Genomic DNA, 23,489 nt, shown 5'->3' on the forward strand with positions numbered 1-23,489 from the left:
TTGTCACTTTTTACTTTCTCTTGTTAGGAAACAGATAGAGTTCCTTTACGAACCCCACCATGAATACATGCGAGTAAGTATGTGTCTTTATTTCATTTACTTTGGACTGTTGTGCGTCCCATATGTAAGCGAAACGCATCCGGGCACGTCCCACCGGAAAGTCTGCGGTCAGCATTTGTCTCAGAGAGGGCTGGTTGTGCAGGGAGGTGAAGTTCACTACTCCGTCCCAATGTCCTAACGTAAATATCTCGTAGTAGGACTGTCCATAGTTGGGCATGAACATGATACCTGCCAAAGGAAGATTTACCTGATAGCGTAGTGTGATGGGACGGTTCTTGATGCGCAAGTCCCAAATAGCCATTCCAGATGCGGCAAGGTTGATATAGGCACGTGCTTGGGCGGGGTTGTTTCCGTTGCGCAGATTATAGACAAAGCCACCGTTGAAGTCGCCGACTCCTCCGGCAAGCAGTTTGAAATTGCCCGTGATTGGAAAATTATAATGCAGGCCGTAGTTCCAGTTGGCCAGTCCGGAGAATGTATTGTTATTGTCTACTTTGTTGTGTGTATATCCCAAGTCTGCCTGGAAGAAAGTTTGCAGAGACACGTTGCCGTCCATCAACCGTGTCATCCGCATGCTTTCGCGGGAGATACGGAAATCGATTCCCTTATACTCCTGAGGTGAAAGATAAGTGTCGAACACGTTGGTGAAGCCGACACCATACATGGTGGCACGGGTGATAATACGGTTACGGTTGGTGGAGTCAGCCCGTAGCTTCCGGTCGATGCTGCATTGTGCTTCTTGTGCTTTCAGTCCGACACTTCCCAAGAGCAGTCCGCATAGGATTATTATCTTGTATATGTACATATTAAATTATCAATTACAAATTAGTAATCGTTAGCCACTAATACTTCATTTCCGTCCTTCATCAAAAGAGTTTCATCTGTCCTGTCATCTCGTCCAGTATGTCCCCTTCGCTTTTACCGTGGTCGGGGTCCAGAATTTCCGGTTCTTCATCCGTTTCCTGCTCTTCGGTTTTCTGCGAGGGTTCAGGTTGGCGGGTAGGCTCTAATTCGTTGATGGTTTCTATAGTATAGGTGGTCAGGCGCTTACCTTTTGCTTTGAAGCCTTTCACGGCGATGAATTCGTCGGCTTCCACCACCATCGGCTCTCGGAAATTGTCGTGGCCGCCAAACACCACCTCTAAACGCGGGTAGCACTCGTCTGTCAGCAGAATGAGGCTGCTGTTCTTGTTTTCTCCCAAGTAGTTTTGCTTGCGGGCGGTTGCCTCGAAGCAGAAACGCTTGATGTAAGGATAGTTCTGCTGGTCGGCATCGTAGAGTACGGCGGTCCATACTTTGTTCGGATCGTATTTCTCCAATACGCGTATGCCATCGTCATAGTGATTGTTCAAGTCGAAGTTGGTGGCATAGAACTCTCCGCTGTTCTGTACGACAAGGATGGTGTCTTCGCTCTGGAATTCTCCGAGATATTCTCCGCGCCCGTCGTAGTTGAGACGTAGCACATCACGGTCGAACCAGACTTTCCGTCCACCCAGCGTGGAGCCTCCACGTTGTTTCAAGGCTATCTTGTGTACGGGGAGTTTCGTGAGTATATTTCCCATGGCCTGCCGTCCCTTGATATTGATGTTGCTGAAATCCTCCTCGAAGATAATACGGCGTACACGGGGATTGGGTTTCAGGGTTACCTTGATGATTTCAGCTTCTCCATTGGGATTGGCGGTGAAGTAGGTGATACGGGAGTCGGGAGTACCTTGCGTCACATCGTATTCGCGGTCACGCACCACGGAAGTGATGGCAAAACGCTTGATATAGCTTGTCCCCTCCTTGCCGTCACGGTAGCAGACATTGTAGATGGTACGTTTGTCGTTCTTCTTAAAAATGTTGGCATAAAGTATATTCTTGCCCACGAACTTCTTGTCGGCCACCGGTGTGATGATATATTTTCCATCGCGGAAGAAGATAATCACGTCATCTATGGGCGAGCAGTTGCCTATGAATTCGTCTTTCTTCAATCCAGTTCCGATGAAACCCTCTTCGCGGTTGATGTACAGCTTTTCGTTGGCTTCGATGACTTTGGTTGCTTCGATGGTGTCGAAGTTACGCAGTTCCGTGCGGCGGGGGAAGGCTTTGCCGTACTTGTCCTTCAACATACGGAACCAGTCGACGGTATATTCCACGATGTTTGCCAGATGGCAGTCTATCTCCTCTATGTCCTTTCGCATGCGTGCTATCAGTTCCTCTGCCTTGTCGGAGTTGAATTTGAGGATACGTGCCATCTTTATCTCCATCAGCCGGAGGATGTCTTCCTTGGTCACTTCGCGGATAAAAGTCGGGTAGTAGGGAGTCAGGCGCTCATCGATATGTTCGCAGGCGGCATCCATGTTTTTGGCTTGTTCAAACTCCTTATCCTTGTAAATACGTTCTTCAATGAATATCTTTTCGAGTGAAGCGAAATGCAGGCTTTCCAGTATCTCTCCCTTACGGATTTCCAGTTCCTGGCGTAGCAGTGCCAATGTGTTGTCGACTGATTTGCGCAATACATCACTCACGGTGAGGAAGTGGGGCTTTTGGTCGTCGATGACACAGCAGTTGGGAGAGATGCTCACTTCACAGTCGGTGAAGGCATAGAGGGCATCGATGGTCTTGTCGGATGATACACCCGGGGCTAGATGCACTAATATTTCCACACTGCCGGATGTTAGGTCCTCTACCTTACGTATCTTGATTTTTCCTTTTTCGCTGGCCTTTACGATGGAGTCGCATACACTGGCCACCGTTTTCCCGTAAGGAATTTCCTTAATGGCAAGTGTCTTGTTGTCCATCTTTTCTATTTTGGAGCGCACGCGTATCGCACCGCCACGTTCACCGTCGTTGTATTTGGATACATCGATACTGCCTCCCGTCTGGAAGTCGGGGTACAGCTTGAATTCTTCGTTGTGCAGATAGCTGATGGAAGCATCGCACAGCTCATTGAAGTTATGTGGTAATATTTTGGATGACAGGCCTACGGCAATACCTTCCACACCTTGTGCAAGCAGCAGTGGGAATTTTACCGGTAGTGTAACCGGTTCTTTGTTTCGCCCGTCATAAGAGAGTTTCCATTCGGTGGTCTTGGGGTTGAATACCACGTCCAGTGCGAACTTGGAGAGACGTGCTTCGATATAACGGGGGGCAGCGGCGCTGTCACCCGTCAGAATGTTACCCCAGTTTCCCTGGCAATCCACGAGCAAGTCCTTTTGTCCCAGTTGTACCAGAGCATCGCCGATAGAAGCATCACCGTGCGGATGGAACTGCATGGTATGTCCTACGATGTTCGCCACCTTGTTGTAGCGCCCGTCTTCCATGCGGCGCATGGAGTGGAGGATACGCCGCTGTACGGGTTTCAGACCATCCATGATATGGGGTACGGCACGTTCCAATATAACGTATGAGGCGTAGTCCAGAAACCAATTCTGGTACATGCCGCTCAGTTGGTGCTTTATATTGGCATCCTTTGCGTCCGCAGGTTTGTAATCCGAGTGTTCTTCGCTCCCGGCCGGGAGTTCCTTGTCCAAATCATCTTTCGGTGCTTCAAAATCTTCGCTCATATTTGTTCGGGAATTGTCTATTCTATGATATTACTGATTTTTCAGTCGCAGGCAAAAATACAATTTTTGTTCGATAAATGAGAATTTGCGCGGAACTATTGTGCCAAATCCTTCCCATTTTTTAAAACTTCTGCCCGTTAATGGAACCAATCTGTCTCTTTCCCGTTAGCGGAATTATATTGAGGACGTGCTTCCGCCTCTTTGCGGACAGCGATGTTGCTTTTGTCTTTCTTGCCGACAAGTTGGCAAGGTTTTGCCACCACATTGGCAAAGCTTTGCCAAAGGCATGGCAAAACTTTGCCAATATGGTGGCAAAACGCTGGCAAAGTAACTTGCTGGCTTGTTGTGTGTTGGCTCGAATTGTGCAGCGATATCATCACAAGGGTGAAGAGATACTGGGCAGATTCTGCCGACGGATTCATTATTTTGTGAATTTCCATTCGTCAAATAAGAACTTTCCGTTCCCGAATACGAAGTAAATGTCGTGTTTGCCTTTTATCCGTTTGTCCAACGGCTTTGTCAATGTTTGCCACGTATCGGTATCAAAGGTCAAGGTGGATAGGAGCGGACCGTCTGGACTGTCCATGTGTATTTCGATGGAGCCTTTCCCTTTTATCTTCATCTGTATGGCTTGAGGTGATTGCGGGAATTCTGCACCGCGGACACAGATGGCCTGTCCGCTCTTGTTTCCTACGGCAGACATGTTGCCTGTCTGTCCGGTAGGTTCAAAGGCAACGCCGCGTGTGGCGGCTGTGGTCTCGGCCTGTTGCTGCGCAAACGGGTCGAGAGGCTTGATTTGTGAAACGCCCTTGGCTGTGGCTGTGCCCATGTGGATAGTGAGGTCCTTTTCGTCCACCTCTATTTCTTCCACGCAGATACTGCGGACACCCACTTTGAGGTCGCGGCTGTCCTGCAAGCCCAGTGAGTGGTAGAAGAGATAGTACTTCCCTTGAAATTTTACCAGATGTGTATGGTTGTTGCTGTCGGACATGCCATAGTCGCCGGGATTTTTGAAGTAGTTGTCCCGATAGGTCCAGCTGTCTGTCTCAAGTGGCGTGCGACTCGTCATGTAGCTCATGCAGCACCGGCTCGGCTTGTCTATATCCTTGTGGGGCCATGCATCCCGGTTCTTCCAGTTGGTGTTGTAGGTGTAAATCCAAGTGCCGTTCAGATAGTTCAGTTCGTTTGCTTCAAAGTGGTATGGCGCTTTTATTTCAACTATTTCGCTGTCCAGCGTCTTCATGTCATTTGCCAGCCGCACGATGCGTGCGTCTCCGGGAATGTAGTCGTCGCTGTCGCCCCCGCCAAAGGAGAGCCAGCCGATGCCCTTGTCGTCGATGACTACTCCCGGATCGAAGGGAGCTTTACACTTGCCGAGTCCTGGAGTATTACCGTCTACCACACATTTGCCCAATGGGTCTGTCCAGGGCCCCACGGGGGAAGTGGCAGTCAGCATACCTACACCGGAACCGCTGTTGGAGTAGTACAGATAGAAGTGGGTTTTGCCGTCGGCCTCCTTGCGCGAAGCGATGGAAGGTGCCCACGAAGCCATTCCCCAGGGAGCCAGAGCCTTTACATTGATTACTCCGTGATAAGTCCAGTTCACCATGTCGTCAGAAGAGACCATCGTCAGCGAATGGATGTGCTGATAGGTGTTTTTCCCGTTACGGCCCACTACATCATATTGCTGGTGGTCGTTAGTGCCGTACACATAAATGCGGCCGTCGTGCACCACTGCTGTGGGGTCGGCCATGTATTGGAAGTCGAGAAGGGGATTGGCATTGCCGGTAGAGAACTTGGGCGAGAATTCAAAAGATTCTTCCAAAGCGCTGTCTGTAGAAACCGGAATGTTTTCAGAAGAGGCAATGCTGTCTGCCCGGAAAGGGGCTAAGGGGATGCCTTCCGTTGAAAAAAGGTTGCCTTGAGCAGCGTCACTGAAGCAGTAGCGAATGGAAACCGGGCTTTCGATTCCTTTTACCGGGACAATCAGCTTTCCCCCGTCTATCCTGGCCCGGGCCTCTTGCCATTCCTGGCCGGCTGCGGCCATCATCAGCCCCTCTATCCTTTTCCCGTGTACGGCCAGTCCGTTCTTTATGTCTTTGAAAGAGATTGTCACATGGTTGCCTTTGCGGCAGGCGCTTTCAAAGACCGGGCTTTTATAGGGGCCTGCATATATATGGTATGTATCGTCCAGTGCAAGATTGGCGAGACGTTTGCCTACGCTTCTTTTGTCACGTGGATGGATGTCCTGCACATTGTCCACCAAATCTGACACGGTAATCATCTTGACCTTGTCCAGCATTTCGGGCAACATGGCCTGCTGCTCGCGTAGCAGTGCCGGTCCGTTGTCTTTGGAGTGGTATTGGAAGGGGGCTATCTGGACCAGATAGAATGGGAATTCCTTGTTAAATCCGGTACGCCACGAGCCTATCAGCCGCTGCATCACCCGGGCGTAGGAGCTGGCACGGCCTTGGTTGGCTTCTCCCTGATACCAGATGCATCCGGCAATGCCGTAGGGCATCACGGGATAAATCATGCTGTTGTACAACGTGCCTGTTTCAGCCGGAAACCAAGGATTGGATTCATACGGATAGTCGCACAAGACCGGGTCGCTCATTACGCATTCGCGGGGCGTCCATGTCTCGGCGGTGGTTCCGCCCCATGCGGCTACGATGATTCCTACCGGCACGTCCAGCTCTTCCTGGATGTTGCGGCCGAAGAAGTAGGCCAGGGCACTCGTGCTGCGCATCGTTTCGGGCGTGCACTGTGTCCATTGCGAGAAACAGTTTTCTTGAGGGAACGGGGCGGCTATTCTGGCCACGTGAAAAATTCGGAGATTGGGACAATGGGCATTTGCCGTTTCCTCGTCTCCGTTCTTTATGCCGTGGTTGGCGCTCCATTCCATATTGGATTGTCCGCTGCACAGCCAAACTTCGCCTAGCATGACATCGGTCAAGGTTACTTCTGACGAGCCGCTGAAACGAATCTCATAAGGTCCGCCGGCTTCGCCGGAAGGTACACGGGCTGACCATTTCCCCGTATTATTGACTTGGGTTTTGATTATTTCTCCTTTCATCCATTCGGGGGCGATGGAAATTGTTTCTCCCGGAATACCCCATCCCCAGAAAGTAAGTTCTGAGTTACGTTGTAGCACCATATGGTTGGAAAATATGGCAGGGAGTTGTATCGCTGCTTGCAATTTCAGGATGCCGAGCAGCATAAATAAACTTAAAAGGGTAAGATAATGATGATATTTTTTCATACGAGTATTTATTTCCATAATGCAAATTAATAGCTGTTTTTAGAAACCATTACATTTTAACCGTTACTTTTTTCCCATTATAAGCCACTGCCTTTTTTGCGCCATCAGCAGTTACTATGTTGAATTTCCGTTCTTTCAACATACCGGAAAACTCTCCTTTCCGATTTTCAATAGTGAGCATGCGAGTACGGTCATTCCATTTCATCGTAATGGTGCTGTACATTCCTTTTTCATAATTGTAGTTGTCATTCTCGTCTTCGTAAAGTGTGAATTCGCCGTTACAACCGGGATACACTTTTATCTCCAAGTTGTCCCATGATTTTTCGGTGCTATACTGCACTTCGGGACCTATTGGCAGGATGGAACCTGCTTTCACATAAAGTGGTAAAATGTCAATAGGGGTATCTTTCACGATATATTGTCCGCCGGAGTGTTTCTGATTGGTCCAAAAATCATACCATTCCGTATTTTTAGGCAGATATATTCGCATAGACTTAACGGTACTGAAATCTTCTACACGGATGGTGTCCGAAACTGTTTGGGTATACATGGGTTGGGTTACAGGGCATACCAATAGGGATTTGCCAAACATATACTGATTGTGGATGTTCCACACGTTGCGATCGTGGGCAAAATCCATTGCCAAGGCACGCATGAAGCTGGACTGATTGGCAGTTACCTCCCAGGCAGTTGTGTAGATGTATGGTAACAAACTGTAGCGTAACCGAATGTATTTCTCAATCGCATCGTATATTGGCTCGCCTTTTTTGCCGAATTGATAGATTTCTCTGGGAGCACCTTCCCCATGTGATCGCATCATGGGACAGAATGTACCGAACTGTATCCAACGGGCATAAAGCTCGCGATAATCCGGGTCATCCAGCATCAAGGGATATTGCCATAGGAAGAATCCGCCGATATCGCTGTTCCAATGGGGAATGCCGCATAGTGAGAAGTTTAATCCCGCAGGTATTTGCTTCTCCAAAACTTCCCATGATGCTGTGATATCTCCTGTCCATGTATTGGCACCATAACGTTGCTGGCCGGCAAAGGCTGAGCGGGTAAGGATAAATACGCGTTTATCCGAAGTTACGGCACGCTGGTGGTCGTACACTCCACCTACACTCATTAAAGGGTAGGCATTGCGTACTTTACGGAATGACCCCAAATAGGTGGGCGTGTCAAAATCTTCAGGAATGGGGTGAAAATGGTCGGGTTCGGTAGAGTCCATCCACCAGCCGTCTATACCCACAGAACGTAGGTTCTCGTTCAGGTACTTCCAATAGATGTCGCGTGCTTGCGGATGGTAGGCATCGTACACGCGGGCACCGGATGGATAGTCCATATTGGGAGGCCACTTCTCGGAACCGGATTCGGGCCATGTGCGGAAGTTGAAGAGCATGTTCCCTTTATCCAACTCGTGATAGGGTTTGGTATGTGGTCCGAAAGCTGACCAAATGGAGATGATAATGTGGGCATTCATTCCGTGTATGTCTTCCATCATTTTTTTGGGGTCGGAGAATTCTTCGTTCAAAAAATCCATTGCGTTCCACAGGTAGTTGCTTCCCCAGTATCTCCAATCCTGGATAATTCCATCGAGGGGCACACCCAGTTCGCGGTATTTTTGCACTACGCCAACAATCTCTTTTTGGCTTTTGTAGCGTTCACGGCTTTGCCAGAATCCATATGTCCATAATGGAAACATGGGCACTTGTCCTGTGAGGTAGCGCATCTGGGCAACTACTCCATCGGCATTTTCGCCGTACATGAAATAGTAGTCAATGCAGTCGCCGACTTCAGAAAGGAAGGATGTCTCTTCTTGATTGTCTTTGAAGATGGTTGGCGAATAGTTGTCCCAAAAGAGACCGTAGCCTTTGACGGACTGGAAGAAGGGAATCACATCCTCAAGATTGTCTTGGATAAGGCGTTTGGTCTGGTTACGTTGCGACATTTTGCCGTTTTGCAATTGTCCCAATCCATAAATAGCTTCGTCTTTCTCTAAGGTGAACGATTGATAAACGCTGAAGGTTTTTGTGCCGGCATCGTTGAAATCATCAAAACGTGCGCCTTTATTTTGTTCCTGCAACAGCGATTTTCCATCGGAAGAGGCAAAAGTTATTTGTCCGGTCTCTTCGTTGAGATGGACTGTAAGCTGATGGCTTTTGATAGTCAATATGCCCCCTTTCGAAGAGACGGATAGTTTTACTTTTTCCGGTTGCCCGATGACCGACAAACTTTCTTTGGTATACTTCCAGCCGTCAGGCGATTTTAAGATTCTCACTGTGACAGGAGAGAAGAAGCTAATATCTATATTTATACCTTGCACAGTGCTTTTTATGCCTTGTGAGGTGCGTTGGTAGGTTTGTGCTCTGCCTTGTTCTGCTATGAAAAATGTCAGCATCAGCAGGACAAATAGTCTTAAAAAAAATCCCTTTTTCATACAATATCAGCAGTTTAACGGTTAGTGATTTTCAGTACCAAAGAAATAGGATTGGGTGTCTTGTCTTTGGGAAGGTCAATAAGCAAGCCTTTGGAAGTTCTTCTGAACTTTGCCTTTCCGCCTCCTAATAATTCTACCTTTTCGATTTCTCCTTTGCAGTAGGGACTGCCGGTAGCCAGTGATTTTATCTGTATTTTTCCGTCTGAGGGCCATTTCATGATATGGGCATACAAGTATTTCCCTTTTTTCACAAACCGGATGTCGGCAGAAGTGTAGGGTGCGTTCTTGCCTTCGTTGAATCCTGCTCCGTCCAAAGGTATTGCTGTTTCTGTGGAGGGACCTTCACCATAAATACACCAGGGACGTGTGTCGAATATTCCTTCTCCGTTCACCTCCATCCAGGCGGCTATGTCTTCCAGAATTTTTTCTTCCTTGTCGTCGATGGTGCCGTTTCCTTTCATTGGTACGCTTAGTAATAGGTTGCCATTTTTACTGACGATGTCAATGAGCATGTGGATGACGGTCTCGGCTGATTTATACCAGTTGTCTTCGTAAGCAGAGCGGTTATAGTGCCAAGTACCGAGGCAACTACAGGTTTGCCACGCCTTGTCCTGGCATTCCGATGGAACCCCTTTTTCTACATCCCATACGATGGCCTCTTTATGTTTAGCTTCCAGCTTCTTTCCGAAGACTACGGCATTGAGATTGCCCTTGTGAAGCTTCATGTTTTGGTTATAGTAGTGCGACACGACTTTCAGCCCCGTATCGTTGATGGGCCAGAAGGGGAGTACGCTGTCGTCGAAATAGACCAGGTCGGGATGATATTTGTTTATCATGTCCACTGTGCGGTCGAAGAAGTTGTCGTAGTAGCTCTGTGGGGGGACAGAGGTTCCTTCGGGCCAGTCCCATGCCACCCAAGCATGTCCGCTCAGGGCATGATTCTGTACGTATAGCTCTTGCGGGTCGTAGCCTTCCCACCATTTTCCCTTGCCGTCTTCCTTAGTCACTACGCGGGCATCGTAGGAGATTCCTGCGTATGGGCCTTTCTTGTCGGCTCCTTGTGCAGTTTCATACCATGTCCAAGCATGGGAGGAGTGGATGCTGACACCGAAGGGCAGTTTGTTTTTGCGAGCCGCTTTCTCCCATTCACCCAGTACGTTTCGCTTGGGGCCCATGTTGACGGAGTTCCATGACTGGTATTTACTGTCCCACAAGTCCATGTTGTCGTGATGGTTGCCCATGGCAAAGAAATATCGGGCACCGGTTTTCTTGAAAAGGGCTACCAGCCTCTCCGGGTTCCATTTTTCGGCTTTCCATTCGTTGATTACATCCTTGAAGCCGAATTCCGAAGGATGTCCGTAATGCTCCAAGTGCCACTTGTAGGCAGCACCACCCTCTTCGTACATGCCACGACCGTACCAGTCGCCGGCTTCGGGTTGGCATTGCGGACCCCAGTGTGCCCATATGCCGAATTTGGCGTTGCGGAACCATTCGGGCACTTCGTATTGGGACAATGACTCCCAGGTAGGTGAGAACTTGCCCGGTTCTGCTTTCTCTTGTTGTGCCAATGCACTGCCCCCTTGCAGGATGCAGGCGGATAGGAGAATTGTTTTAAAGATGTTTCTTTTCATACCTTTATTGTTGTTTACAAAATGTTTATTCCCTTTTTGAATGCATTGATGAACGGATTATTCTGTTTTGTCCATATACTCCATGATAAACCCATACCGGTAAGAGCGATTGCCGTCAATGGTGTATGGCTTCATGGTCTGTGCGCCCCATCCGTCGTTTCCACCTACTCCGTGTATGTTGGAGTCGATATTCAGGTTGATGAAGTCGCGTTCGGGCAGTTCGTGCGCATGCTCTTTCCCTTCCAGGTCTTCTTCCCCGTAGGGCCATATACGGAAACATAGGGGTTGCAGGCCTTTGACTTGTATTTTCCATCGCTCACTGTCTCCCAGCATGAACCAGCGTGTATCGCACCGGTTGGCATTGTCTTGCGGTACGATGTAGTTCGTGATAAATTCGTGTATGCCACACTCGTAGACTCCCAGGAAAGCAGCGCTCTTGCGGTCGGGATAGTTCTCGAACTTGCCGCGTCCGTACCAGGCTATCCGGTTCAGCGCCGAGGGCATTCTCATGCGCATACCGAATTTGGGCATCAGCGGAATATCTTCCTTTTCAGGCTGATAGGTTGCTTCTACTTGTATGCGGCCTTTGCCGTCCACAGTGTAGCGGAGATGGTAACCGGCTCCTATCCGGGGGAGGGAGAGACTGGCATCCACTATCACCATACCATCGTTTACGGTTGCTTGGTATACCTTTACGATACGTTTTTGCTCTGCATTTTTCCAAGCGCTCAAACGTTCATTGTAGCCGTTGCGGACCTGAATGTCATTTGCCGGTTTCCAAAAATAGGGTTCCAAGGCACTGTGCAACAACTCTTCTCCCTTGACTCGCCAACTCACCAAAGCACCGGTACCTTTTTCTATGGTGAACAAGGCATCGGCGGCTATAATTTCCACCGCTTCGGGTGTCTCCTTAAATGTGGCCTTCCCGCCGTCATCCTTCAATTGTGGGAATTCATAGTCATGATACGTAAGTTGTTCCTTGGCAACTTTGAAGCCCTTCTCTGCCCACGTCGTGGATTCCTTCAACGTGGCATATACATTGAGGCAAAGTTCCCCACACTTATCCGGTCTTGAAGGTACCTCCAGCAGATTCCCTTCGGACAAGTGGAGGTCGCCGTTGCGTACAGCCTTTCCGTTACATATCCACTCATAGCTGTAATCGAATTCATCCAAATCGGAAAATGCATACCCGTTGGTCAATTTGATTTGCTGTGTTCCCTTCTTTTCAAACTTGATGTATTGATATACTTTTTGTACTTCATAGTAATGGGGGTGAGGCACCCGGTCGGGAGATACCAGCCCGTTAATGCCGGTGGGACCGTCGTTGGGATAGTCCCCGAAATCTCCTCCATACGCCCAGAATTCATCGGGCAGTAATGGGAGTGACGAGGGGCTCTCGCCGAAACTTAACGGTGCACCGTTCAGCTTTTTAGGAATGCCTTGGTCTACCCAGCACCAAATGGCAGCTCCGATAATACTCTCGTCCTTTTCAATCACATCCCAATACTCCTTGAGGTTGCCGATGGAATTTCCCATGGCGTAGGCATATTCTCTCATGAATACGGGGCGGTCGGTTATTTTCTTGCCAAGTTCCTTCAAAGCGTCGGGATGCAGATAGGCTTCGTCATAGACATCGGATACCGTGCGGTCTGTATCGTCGTATATCGGCCTGGTGGGGTCTAAGGCACGGACTGTGTCTGCCATGGCTCGCAAATTGGCTCCGCTTCCGCCCTCGTTGCCCAACGACCAGAATAGGATGCACGGATGGTTCTTGTCCCTTGCCACCACGGCCACTGCCCTGTCCACATGGGCCAGTGTCCATTGCGGGTTGTCCCCTAATGCTTTGTTCCCCAAACCGTAGGCGTGACTTTCGTGGTTCGCTTCGTCCATTACGTAGATTCCATACTTGTCACATAGTTCGTACAGCAATGGTAGATGTGGATAGTGGGACGTGCGTATCATGTTGATGTTGGCTTGTTTAATCAACCGGATATCTCTTTCCATCGTCTGGCTGTCGACAAAGAATCCCATACGGGGATGAAAGTCGTGACGGTTCACTCCTTTCAGCTTGACGGCTTTCCCGTTGACTTTGAAGACGTCTCCCGCGATTTCTATTTTCCGTATGCCCCAATGGTATTCGAACGATTCCAAAAGTTCATTCTTCCTGCGAAGCTTGATGTGGATGTCATATAGATGCGGTTTTTCGGCAGACCATAGTTGAGGCTCCCGGAGCATTTCGGACAGTGTGACGCTCGTTTCAGAAAAGGCCTGAATAGTACCTACGGGAGCCACCATTTTTTTGTCGAGTTTATTTCCTCTGTTGTCTTTCCCCACCAGGTTTATTTCTACGGTCAGGTCTTTTACTTTGCGGTCGGTCTGGTTTCTTATCCAAATTTCGGTTCCGAATGTAGCTGAACGCATGTCGTCCGACAAGTCGCTGCTGAACCTATAGTCCCGGATATTTGTCTGGGGACGTACCCATAGCTCTACCGGCCTGAGTATTCCACTAAGCCGCCACATGTCCTGGTCTTCCAGATAACTGCCGTCCGACCACCGATACACTTCCACTGCCAGACGATTGGTTCCGTTCTTCACAAATTCGGTTATGTCAAACTCGGCAGGCGACATCGAATTCTGGCTGTAGCCTACCCGCTCTCCGTTTACCCAGACATACATGGCCGATTTTACTCCTTCAAAGTGAAGGTATAGGCACTTGTCTTTCATATCGGGCGTCACTTCGAACGTGGTGACATAAGAGCCTGTGGGATTTCTGTGCCCGTAACTGTAATATTCGGCGGGAGGCTCGCTTGTCACTTTGGGTGCATCCTTCTGGAAGGGATAGTTTACGTTGGAATAGATAGGTTTCCCATAACCTTGCAATTGCCATGCTCCCGGTACTGTGATGGTATCCCATGTGTCGGTATTGAAATCATTCTTGTAGAAGTCGGCCGGGCGCTTTCCCGGGTCGGCAGACCATTGGAATCGCCACTTGCCGTTCAGGGATATGATTTCTTTGCAATCGGCTTTTTGCGAAGGCAATGTCAGTGTGGCATGATACGGCTCTTTGTTGATGCCGACTACAATAGGATTCTCCCAGTCTGGAACTTCTTGGGCGCCGGCATATAGGGCACTTAGCAATAGAAAGGCAAATATCTTTTTTCTCATTTTTTCTCATTTTTTCTGATGGTCAATAAACTTCCATGATGAGAACTCCCCAGGGGGGCAATGTTATATGGTCTCCTTCTTTTACAGTCTTGCCGGAAATCAGCTCTTTGGACGTCGGATAGTTATGAGTGATTTCTTTGCTCTCGCTGCTGTAATTGAAGAAGTAACGGATGGCTTTTCCGGCTTTGTTTATTCCCGAACGCTGTATGATGGGGAACACGTCGCTCTCTGAAGAGATGATACCGGCATGGATGGCTGCCTTTCGCACGATGGCATTCAGCAATTCCTGCGAAGGGTAGGCTCCTATGTAGGTCAGTTTGCCTTTGCCATACTTGTTTTCGGTGACAACGGGCCATTTGCCGAAGAACGGATGCTCTGCATAAGCCAACGGGGTGGCTGTCTCGGGAATCAGGAATTCATACCAGTCGCTTATCTGGTTCTTTCCCTCTAATTGAAAGGGGTTATCCTTTAATGATAAGTCACCGATAGTGGAGAATTCCTGGTAATGGAAGCCGCAGGCTTTGCGTAGCGGCCCGGGAGCCAAGGTGGCCCGAACTGCGGAGTGCTCATTGCAGTAACCGCTTTTGTGCATCATTACCACGTGTCCGCCGGACTGTACGAATTCATCAATGGCTAATAGCAATTGGTCGGTAGCCACATACAAAGGGGGAATGACAAGCATGTCATATCCGCTGAAATCGGTTGTCTTGTCACAAGGGATGATGTCCGTTTCTATGTTTTGGAAATAGAGGGCTTTATGCACCATATCAATGGGATAATTGCTCTTGTAAGTGTAGGGCATGAAGCCGAGAGCATGATAAGAATCATGACTGTAGAGGATAGCTACCCGGTTTTTCTTTTTCAAGTTCACGATGTGGCTGCCTATTCTTTCCAACTCTTTGGCGGTGGTGGTGAATTCCTTGTATATGCGGTTGGGCTGGAGGTCATGGCCCAGCACGCCTCGCCAGTATGTCTCCTGCCCGTAGTGCAGGGTAGACCAGTGCCAGTATTCCACCATATTGGCTCCGGAAGCATAATGTGCGTACACATTCTGCCGCAACTGGTTGTCGTAGGGAGGAAACTGAGTCCGGGCATCCCATCCGATACCTTGTGCATTGGTCTCCATGACGATATAATTATTTTTGGCTACTGTGCGCACGTAGTCACCGGCATAAGCGATACGTTGGCCGTCTTGTTTATCTTGTACGTCGTGATAGATGTTGATTGCAGGATATTGCATCTGTTTGAAACTTTCCACTTGGTCTATGTTATGGAAGTCGGGCATGAAACAATGGGTGACAAACTGGTCTTTGCGTTTATACTTATTCACAAGGTCGCACTGCCAATTCAGGAAATCTGCCACTTCCTTCCGGTTATAACGTTCCCATTCATTCTTATAAGAGGGGCTTGTTACTCCATCGCGTGGATAGAACTCTTCCCAAGTGTTGATGTTCATCCCCCAGTAATTCAACCCCCACTCCTTGGCAAGCAGGTTCAAGTCATTGTTGAACTTGTGCTTAATGTAGTCTCTGAATCCGAAGAAATAGTCTCTGTTGTTCACTCCGCGTGCTTCTGTTTCGTTGTCTACTTGAAACCCGATTACCGCCGGATGCTGTGCATACCTTTCCAGCATCTTGCGGATAATTCGCTCGCAGTAGAATCGATAGGTCGGATTAGTGAAATCCATGTTCTGCCTAATTCCATAGTAGGCTTTGTTTCCCATGGTATGCTCGGCCATTACTTCCGGGTGTTTATATGCCAGCCATGCAGGAATAGAATAGGTGGGAGTTCCCAATATGACTTTAATTCCTGCTGTATGCATCTTGTCCAGAATACGGTCCATCCATTCAAATTCAAAATTTCCTTCTTGCGGCTCAAATACTCCCCAGGCAGATTCTCCAACGCGCACTACTGTCAGGCCGGCTCTTTTCATCAGCCGGATATCTTCATCCAGTCGCTTATAGGGCATATATTCATGATAGTAGGCTGCACCATAAAGCACGTTGTCGAATGAATACTGCGCTTTTATTTGTAAAGCGCTTAAAAACAACACTAATAGAATAAAGTAATTTTTGTTTTTCATAATCTTACCAGTCCGATACAATATTTTTATTTCATCATAGGTCTTATGCTGATGGTTCTCCGATATTCCTGCGGCATCGCCTTGTAAGCACCGAATACACCGCGGGCCGTACAGCCGACCCCGGTAGTGGCATAATCGAGATTCAGGGTCATGCCTTTCTGCTTCTGCAATTGGTAGGTATACATCGCTTTCGTCAGATTGTCTGTGCTGTACGGATAAATGTTGAAGTTGAACCATTCGTTCATCTTGAATTGAAGGCCGATGCCTTTGTCCGTGGTCAGTTGCAGCCAGCGTACATCTGTCCGCAATCCGTAATCTTGTGGCATTAGATAGGGCTCGTACATAGCTTGTACGGTAGAGGCATATATCCCCATCGGATAGCCGGTTTTCCGGTCCGGATAGTTCTCTTGCGGTCCTCGGCCGTACCATTTCACTTGGTCGAGCGCATCGCTTACGGTCAGCGTAAGTCCTATGCGAGGAAACCAAAGCGGCATTTTCCCTTCAGGCTTCAATACATGGCGTATCTCTATCGTCCCTTCACTATTGATAATATACTCATAGTGGTTGATGATGCCGTTGTTCTGTACTCCTTCGATGTAGAGGTCTTTTTTCTCTTTTTCTCCTTTGCCCATCAATTCCGCATCAATGATGTGTATATGTACGCCTTCGGTGGTTTCGGACACCGAAAAAGAGAGGGGCTGATGTGTCAGGCGGTCAATCCCTGCAGAATACATTTCTGTGGCTACCGTGTATCCGTAACCTTCTTTCCAGTTGGAGGAGCGGGCGCTGGAGGCATTCCAGTTGTCCAGCTCATTGGCCAGCGGGGCACGCCAAAGATTCAGCCGGAGCGGTGATTCCAGCAGTTCCATATCTTGAACAACCATCGACGTCAGTTGTCCGTCGGTACGGTTGAATACATATTTGAAGCCATCTCCGGAGACAACCAATTCTTTCTCCGAAAGTGAATAGGAAGGTACGCCTTGAGCCTTTTCTTCCGAAGAGCATGGCAGGCTCCAAGGCAGTTCAAGTTCTTCCCATGCCACCTCATGTCCGGCTTTTGCCCACAATTCATCTTTTTTCAGGACGGCATGAAGCATCAGGCGGTATTCTTTGCCGGGAATCAGGGCTGGCTTCTTATAAGGTATGTGCACCAGCTCTTGGCTAAGCGGCGCTGTTGAGAGTGCCAAGTCGCCCGATTGAATAACCTTGTCATCTTCTTTCAATTCCCATCGTATGGCATATCGGGAAGCATTTGTATAATGATTGCGATTCCATAACTCAACGACTCCCTCTGTCACATCCGACATGGAAAAAGAAAGAGGTTGTCCGGTTTTCTTCATTTGCCACATTTCGGGCTGTACGCTACGGTCGGGCCAGATGCTGCCGTACGTACGTGCACCGATGCCGTAACTGTAGAATGTACCATTTTCCGTCTCTTGCTCAAAATCTAGCCACAGAGCGGCTTCTTCCGGGTGAAAAGAGGAAGTCAGTGCCTTGGCGAAAATGCCGACTTCGTCCATTTGAGCATCGCAGATGTAGACCGAAGTCTCTTGGCCGTGTGTTTCTGCATTCCGACCGATGTTGACGGGGTAGGGGAAGTTCCGGATATTGCCCGATGCTTGTGTGGAGGCCTTTTCTGCTCCGTCTATATAGATGGACATTTTCTGTCCGTCGTAGACGCACGTCACTTGATGCCAGTTGTATTCCCAGTCAGTAGGCAAGGAGGCGCATACGGAATGCTTTTTATCAGTATAGATATAAAATTCCAGTTTGTCTTTACCGCGTTGTTGCAGCCCGAACTGATAATTGCCTTTTGTGATGAATGAGCCGCAACTGCTTACCAGTTTCCGGGGGTAGATTCTGCAAGTGAGTGTCAGTTCATTACTGTTCAACTCCACATTGTCTGCACGATAGACCTCTACCCATTGGTCGTGACCGTTCAAGTCCAGCACCGTGTTCTTTCCTTCCTTCACCAAGCGGGCATTTCCCATCAGATGGGCGGGAGTATGGAAGGGCGAAAGGTCGTCCACTTGCCTTATCCGTTCGGTCAGTCCCGGACTTACAAAATCCCAGATGGCCCCTCCTATCAGGCGGGGATGTCGGTAGATGGCTTCCCAATAATCGTCCAGGGCACCGCCGGCATTGCCTGCAACCGATAAGTATTCATCCATAAACGATGGTCGGGAATCCTCTCCTATGCCTACCTGCATTTCCAGTTCCATAGGAGTAGGGTAACGGGGTCCGATAATATCTTCTGCCGGATGGGAGAATGCATTTCCGCCATACATCCAGAAGCGGGTGGGGTCCAGCGATTTCCCTTCTTCAATGGTGTGGGTAATGTTGATACCTTCACCGCTTTCGTTTCCTGCGCTCCAGAACAAGACGCAGGGATGGTTTCTGTCCCGTAACACCATTCTGCGGCATCGCTCGCGATACATCTCTTCGTATTCCGGGAGACTTGAAATCCATTCCGAGGCATGGGCTTCATCGCCCACCTCGTCTATGATATAAAGCCCGTATTCATTGGCCAGTTCCAAATACTTATTCACCGGAGGATAGTGAGAGGTACGTACGGCATTGAAATTAAACTGTTTCAACAATTCAAAATCCTTGCGTATGGTGGCTTCGTCCATGACATGTCCCTCTTCGGGATGCTGCATGTGCGAATTTTGTGCATTGACTTTCAGTGGGATACCGTTAAGATAAAAAACACCGTCTTTGATTTCCGTCTTTTTGAATCCGATGACCGTTTCTATCTTGTCTTTCTGCAGACCGGCCGGATTGGATAATTCCAGACCGAGCGTATAAAGCTCGGGTGTCTCGGCTGTCCATTTCCGGGGTTCTTGTACCAAGGTATGCAACTGTATTGTCTTTTCCGCAGCGTCCATTTCAAATGGAGCTGCGGAAAAGTTACAGATAATCTTGCCGTTTTTATCCTTTAAGTAAGCTTTCAATCCATAATTCTCATTTGGCTTCTTTTGGTAGTCCTTGATTTTTACCTGAATACTTAACTGCGAATCGGTATACGTATTATCAAACTCTGTGATTACTTGCCAGTCGAATATCCTGACAGCAGGTGTGGCGTACAACCATACGTCGTCAAAGATTCCGGCCAGTCGCCAATAATCTTGTCCTTCCAGGTAATAGCCGTCCGAATACTTTAGTACACAGACAGCCAGCGTGTTTTCGCCCGGCTTCAAATAAGGAGTGATGTTGTATTCGGCAGGTTCTTGTGCTCCTTCATTGTAGCCCACTTCATGACCGTTGACCCATACAAAAGAAGCGGATGCCACTTTCTCGAACCTTAAAAATATCTGGTCTTTTGCTGCCCAACTTGCAGGTACCTTGAATGTTCGCCGGTATAGTCCGGTAGGGTTATACTCTTTGGGAGCATGTGGTGGATTCACCCCGAAGGGAGCAGATACATTTCTGAACAGCTTGTCACCATAACCTTGCATTTCCCAGTTTGAGGGAACTTTGATGTCGCCCCATTGCTTATCCGGGAATTCGGGGTTAAAAAAGTGTGCAGGTATCCCTTCCGGTGTATCGCACCAGAAAAACTTCCATGTCCCATTCAGTAGCATGCTCTTTTCGGGCATATGCCAAGCGTGTCCTTCCTCTTGTCCTTTTTCAAATACAGAAGGGTTGTCTATATACCAGAGCATATCCTTAAGGAAGGATTTGTCTTGTGCATAGGATTGCAGGCACAAGGCTACTGAACACAATGGCAGAAACAGTTTTCTCAGATTCATTTTTTTGTAATTCGTGCTGTCCATCCACCGCCGGGTGCCAGTTGTACATTGAGTTTGTCTTTGGCAGTGACGATGCGTACTTCTTTTTTATAGTCGGTAGCTTCACGGTCGGCATTGATGCCGTCGGCAAAGATTTCGGCTTCGTAGTTGCCTTCGCTGAGGAAGGAGAGGTCGATGGTGCAGCTACGCGGAGTCCAGTTGGTCATGCTGCCTACAAACCAAGTGTTTCCTTTGCGGCGTGCTATCGTGATGTATTCGGCTATTTTACCATCAAGAGCAATGGTTTCGTCAAAGGTAGTGGGAACCTTGGCGATGAAGTCGGTGCATTCCTGTTCCTTCATGTATTTGCTGGGACTGTCGGCAAGCATCTGCAAGGGTGCTTCGAAGACGGTGTACATAGCCATCTGGTGTACACGTGTACCTTGACTCATGGGGTGGTCGTTGACGGAGCGGAACAGGGAACGGGTGGCATTTACCATAGCTCCCGGCGTATAGTCCATCGGACCGGCGAGTTGGCGCAGATAGGGGGCGGTAACGTCGTAGCGCGGGAAGTCATGCAAGGGTGCACCGTTCACGATGGGCTCCCACTTGCTGTTTTCCAGTCCTTTCACACCTTCAAAGTTGAGGATGTTGGGATAGGCGCGCTGGATGCCGAAGGGTTTCAGTCCGTGTAGGTCAAGCAACATGTGATGCTTGGCGGCACATGCTGCGAGTTGTTCGGTAGAAGAGATGGCGAGTTGGTCGTCGCGGTCGAAGAAGTCAATTTTGAAACCTTTGATTCCCATTTGTGCGTAGTGGCTGATAACTTGTTCCACGGCAGGGGAGATGTCGCCTCCTCCCGTAAGATTGCGCCAGCTTGCCCAGAGGATGATGCCTATGCCCTTTTGGTTGCCGTATGCCACCAGTTCTTCGAGATTGATTTCGGGACTGATGTCTTCCATTAATGATTCCTTTCCGCTCCAACCTTCGTCGATGATGATATACTCCAGCTGGTTTTCGGCGGCAAAGTCGATGTATTTCTTATAGGTGGGCGTATTCATGCCTGCCTTGAAGTCCACGCCGGTCAGGTTACAAGTATTCCACCAGTCCCATGCCACTTTTCCGGGTTTAATCCAGGATGTGTCAGCGATGCGGCATTCGGGTGCGAGGCGTTGCATCATGTCGTTGTTGGCGAGTTGTGTGTCGTGGGTAACAACAAGCACGGCACGCCAAGGATAGGTCTGTTTCCCTGTGGGACGCCCGTTGGGGCAGAAGTAGGGGGCATTGTTGGGCTTGCTGATAACGTCGGCACGTTTGGTAGGGACGAGGTTCAAGCGGTCATAGCCTCCGATGACTGTTTCCAGTGGATAGGGGGCGAATTCTGCCTTCACTCCGTGGGGCATCTGTGGGTTGGCAGTGAGGAACATGCCGGGATAGTTGGACAATCCGGCTTCCATAATGACGGCTTTCTTTCCGTTCTCCAGTTCTACCATCAGCGGAGTAATGGCAAGCGAGTCTTTGTACATGCGAGAGAGGGGGGCCTCATCGTAGTAGGACTCGAAGGAGTAGCAGTAACGCTCGCCGGCGCGATTGTCGTTAATATAGGGCACGAAAGCGTGGTAATCGCGGTCGAAGTTGAACTCGGCAATCTCGTCCTTCACGCAGAAAGGTTTGCGCAGTTCGGAAACAAAACGATAGGCGGCTCCGTCGTCGTAGGCGCGGAACTGTATGCTATAGCCGTTACGGCATTTCAGCGTGAGTTGGTTATAAGTGTCCTTCACACTCGCCTTTTTGTAGAAAGGAGTGGGGAAGGAAGTGTCGACGGAAGTGCGGGTAGCTTTGGTCACCTTCACATCTTTGCCGAAGGTGAAAGCAATGGGCTTTCCCTCAGATTCAGTGCATTGCATGGCAATGTCTGAAGGCAAAAGAACGGTGGTACCGTCGTGGGCAATCGCCCAGTTGAGGGCTTGTCCGGCTTCGATGTTGACAATTAGTTTTCCGTCCGGTGAATTCAGTTGATATTGCTGTGCTTGTGCCGTCAATGCACAAGAAAGCAATAGGCTGGCGAAACAAGTGCTGATTCTGTTCATTTTTATTTGATTATTGATTATGAATATTTGTTTAATTCCGTGGATATTTAACCGGAATAGCCATCATTTCTTCTAAGAAGAGAGGGTCGTCGAACTGGCAAGTCTGTCGGTTGTATTGTCCCCCCGGAGTGTCCCATAGCATTGGGCACATGCCGCGCGAGTAGATGGCTTCGGTTACGGAAACACAGAAGAGTCTTATCACTTCCTTTGTTCTGTTTCTGGAGTCGGCGCAATATTCGCCTATGATGACGGGGATTCCTTTGTCTACGCAATTCTTCTTCAGTAGGTCCATATTGTCGTTCAGTTCCTTGAAGTCAGCTTCCGTTCCCCAGCTTTCCCGGCCTACACCCCAATCGACAACCTCGCCTCCACCCAGTATGGCAAAGTTTGCGGGAGTATAGTAATGCACTGTAAGAGCAAGTCGGTTTGCGGGATCATTCGGCATCTTGAACAAGGGGTCGTAAGCATACTCCAAGTTGGTGTTGTAGATTTCCACCAACAGATGACGTTTGGCGTTGTTGCCGCCACTGTTTCTTACTATGTCGACAAAGAGCTGGTTGAGGTCGTTCACGTATCCCAGTGCCTTTGCCTTGTCGGCTTCACTACCGCCCCACGGAGTCCAAATCTCATCGTATCCGATTTCATTCATTGGCTCGAACAGTAAGTGGTCACCGTACTTTTCGAAGCGTTCACATATCTGTTTCCAGATGGAAGTGAATTTTTCTTTTGCTTTGCTGTCGGTGGGTACTTGTTTAATCCATTCGTTTTCGTGGTGGATATTGATGATAGCCACCATGCCACAGTCGAGGGTCCAGTTTAGGATTTTCTCTACGCGGTCCATCAGGTCAGGATGCACTTTGAAGTCGTCGGACAGCAGATTGCCCCAGCTGACCGGTATGCGCAGAGATGAGTAGCCCGCTTTGGCATATCCTTCAATGATTTCTTGTGTGATAATAGGGCTTCCCCATGCTTGTTCGTAATTGAGAATGTTGCTTGGGTCTATCCAGTCGCCCACGGCATCCAGCGTGTTGCCTAGGTTGATGCCCAGTCCCATTTCGTTAATCAGTTGGTGGGTTGTGAGATTCTCGCGTACAGTGTATTTTTCCGGTTCATCGCTTTGGATATAGGCCACCTGCTCCACGTTGATTTCTTGTATATGCTCCTTTACGCTGACGGTGATGATGGCGTTGCGCACGTCGGGCGTAGTGTTGGGTTCTACGGTTATGTTATAGATTGCCTGTACGGGAGTGCTGCTTTCCGAGGTTACTTTGCACCATGCTTCCGAACTTTGGAAAGTGGCTGGTTCATTGGGGGTGATACCGAATTTCTTGCTACCACCCGTTTGTTCAAAATGGAAAGAAGTAGGCTCTACGATGATTTTCAGCTCCTTTTTATCGTCAGAGCAAGCTGTCATCAGAAATAGAACCAGGCTGGTTAATAAGGTTTTCTTGAAGATTTGTGTCATGGTATCGGTAAAAT

At 48.8% G+C, this 23,489-nt stretch carries 11 protein-coding genes; all 11 read right to left on the reverse strand.

What is annotated here, in order from left to right:
* Positions 1 to 10: 10 nt before the first annotated feature.
* Entirely contained in the window at positions 11 to 865 is an 855-nt protein-coding gene (locus tag CSD97_RS00625) for a DUF3316 domain-containing protein (protein WP_005830316.1), read from the reverse strand.
* Between the two features lie 61 nt (positions 866 to 926).
* Positions 927 to 3,608, reverse strand: coding sequence for a DNA gyrase/topoisomerase IV subunit A (locus CSD97_RS00630; RefSeq protein WP_098031823.1), 2,682 nt, complete (start codon positions 3,606 to 3,608; stop codon positions 927 to 929).
* Between the two features lie 137 nt (positions 3,609 to 3,745).
* Positions 3,746 to 4,048: a hypothetical protein gene (locus tag CSD97_RS18885; RefSeq protein ID WP_005830309.1), complete on the reverse strand. Its 303-nt coding sequence runs from the start codon at positions 4,046 to 4,048 to the stop codon at positions 3,746 to 3,748.
* Complete coding sequence (locus CSD97_RS00640; protein WP_229031904.1) at positions 4,030 to 6,870, reverse strand: family 43 glycosylhydrolase; 2,841 nt, start codon at positions 6,868 to 6,870, stop codon at positions 4,030 to 4,032. Before CSD97_RS00640 ends, CSD97_RS18885 begins: the two co-directional genes overlap by 19 nt.
* A gap of 49 nt (positions 6,871 to 6,919) precedes the next feature.
* Positions 6,920 to 9,310 carry a TIM-barrel domain-containing protein gene (locus CSD97_RS00645; RefSeq protein WP_009037730.1) on the reverse strand — a complete coding sequence of 797 codons (2,391 nt, stop codon included), beginning with the start codon at positions 9,308 to 9,310 and terminating at the stop codon, positions 6,920 to 6,922.
* Between the two features lie 14 nt (positions 9,311 to 9,324).
* Positions 9,325 to 10,941 (reverse strand): alpha-L-fucosidase, encoded by a 1,617-nt coding sequence (locus CSD97_RS00650; RefSeq protein ID WP_035447050.1) that lies wholly within the window; start codon positions 10,939 to 10,941, stop codon positions 9,325 to 9,327.
* Positions 10,942 to 10,998: 57 nt separating this feature from the next.
* On the reverse strand, positions 10,999 to 14,106 hold the full coding sequence (locus CSD97_RS00655) for a glycoside hydrolase family 2 TIM barrel-domain containing protein (RefSeq protein ID WP_098031824.1): 3,108 nt from the start codon (positions 14,104 to 14,106) through the stop codon (positions 10,999 to 11,001).
* Positions 14,107 to 14,128: 22 nt separating this feature from the next.
* Positions 14,129 to 16,189 carry a beta-galactosidase gene (locus tag CSD97_RS00660; protein WP_098031825.1) on the reverse strand — a complete coding sequence of 687 codons (2,061 nt, stop codon included), beginning with the start codon at positions 16,187 to 16,189 and terminating at the stop codon, positions 14,129 to 14,131.
* A gap of 26 nt (positions 16,190 to 16,215) precedes the next feature.
* Positions 16,216 to 19,941 carry a glycoside hydrolase family 2 TIM barrel-domain containing protein gene (locus CSD97_RS00665; protein ID WP_227741076.1) on the reverse strand — a complete coding sequence of 1,242 codons (3,726 nt, stop codon included), beginning with the start codon at positions 19,939 to 19,941 and terminating at the stop codon, positions 16,216 to 16,218.
* Positions 19,938 to 22,010 carry a glycoside hydrolase family 97 protein gene (locus CSD97_RS00670; protein WP_005834638.1) on the reverse strand — a complete coding sequence of 691 codons (2,073 nt, stop codon included), beginning with the start codon at positions 22,008 to 22,010 and terminating at the stop codon, positions 19,938 to 19,940. Before CSD97_RS00670 ends, CSD97_RS00665 begins: the two co-directional genes overlap by 4 nt.
* A gap of 31 nt (positions 22,011 to 22,041) precedes the next feature.
* A complete protein-coding gene (locus tag CSD97_RS00675) occupies positions 22,042 to 23,475 on the reverse strand; it encodes a cellulase family glycosylhydrolase (protein ID WP_098031826.1) in 1,434 nt (477 codons plus the stop codon).
* Between the last annotated feature and the right edge of the window lie 14 nt (positions 23,476 to 23,489).

The organism is Bacteroides sp. AR29 (assembly GCF_900217715.1).
In the GTDB taxonomy this organism is placed as follows: Bacteria; Bacteroidota; Bacteroidia; order Bacteroidales; family Bacteroidaceae; genus Bacteroides; species Bacteroides uniformis.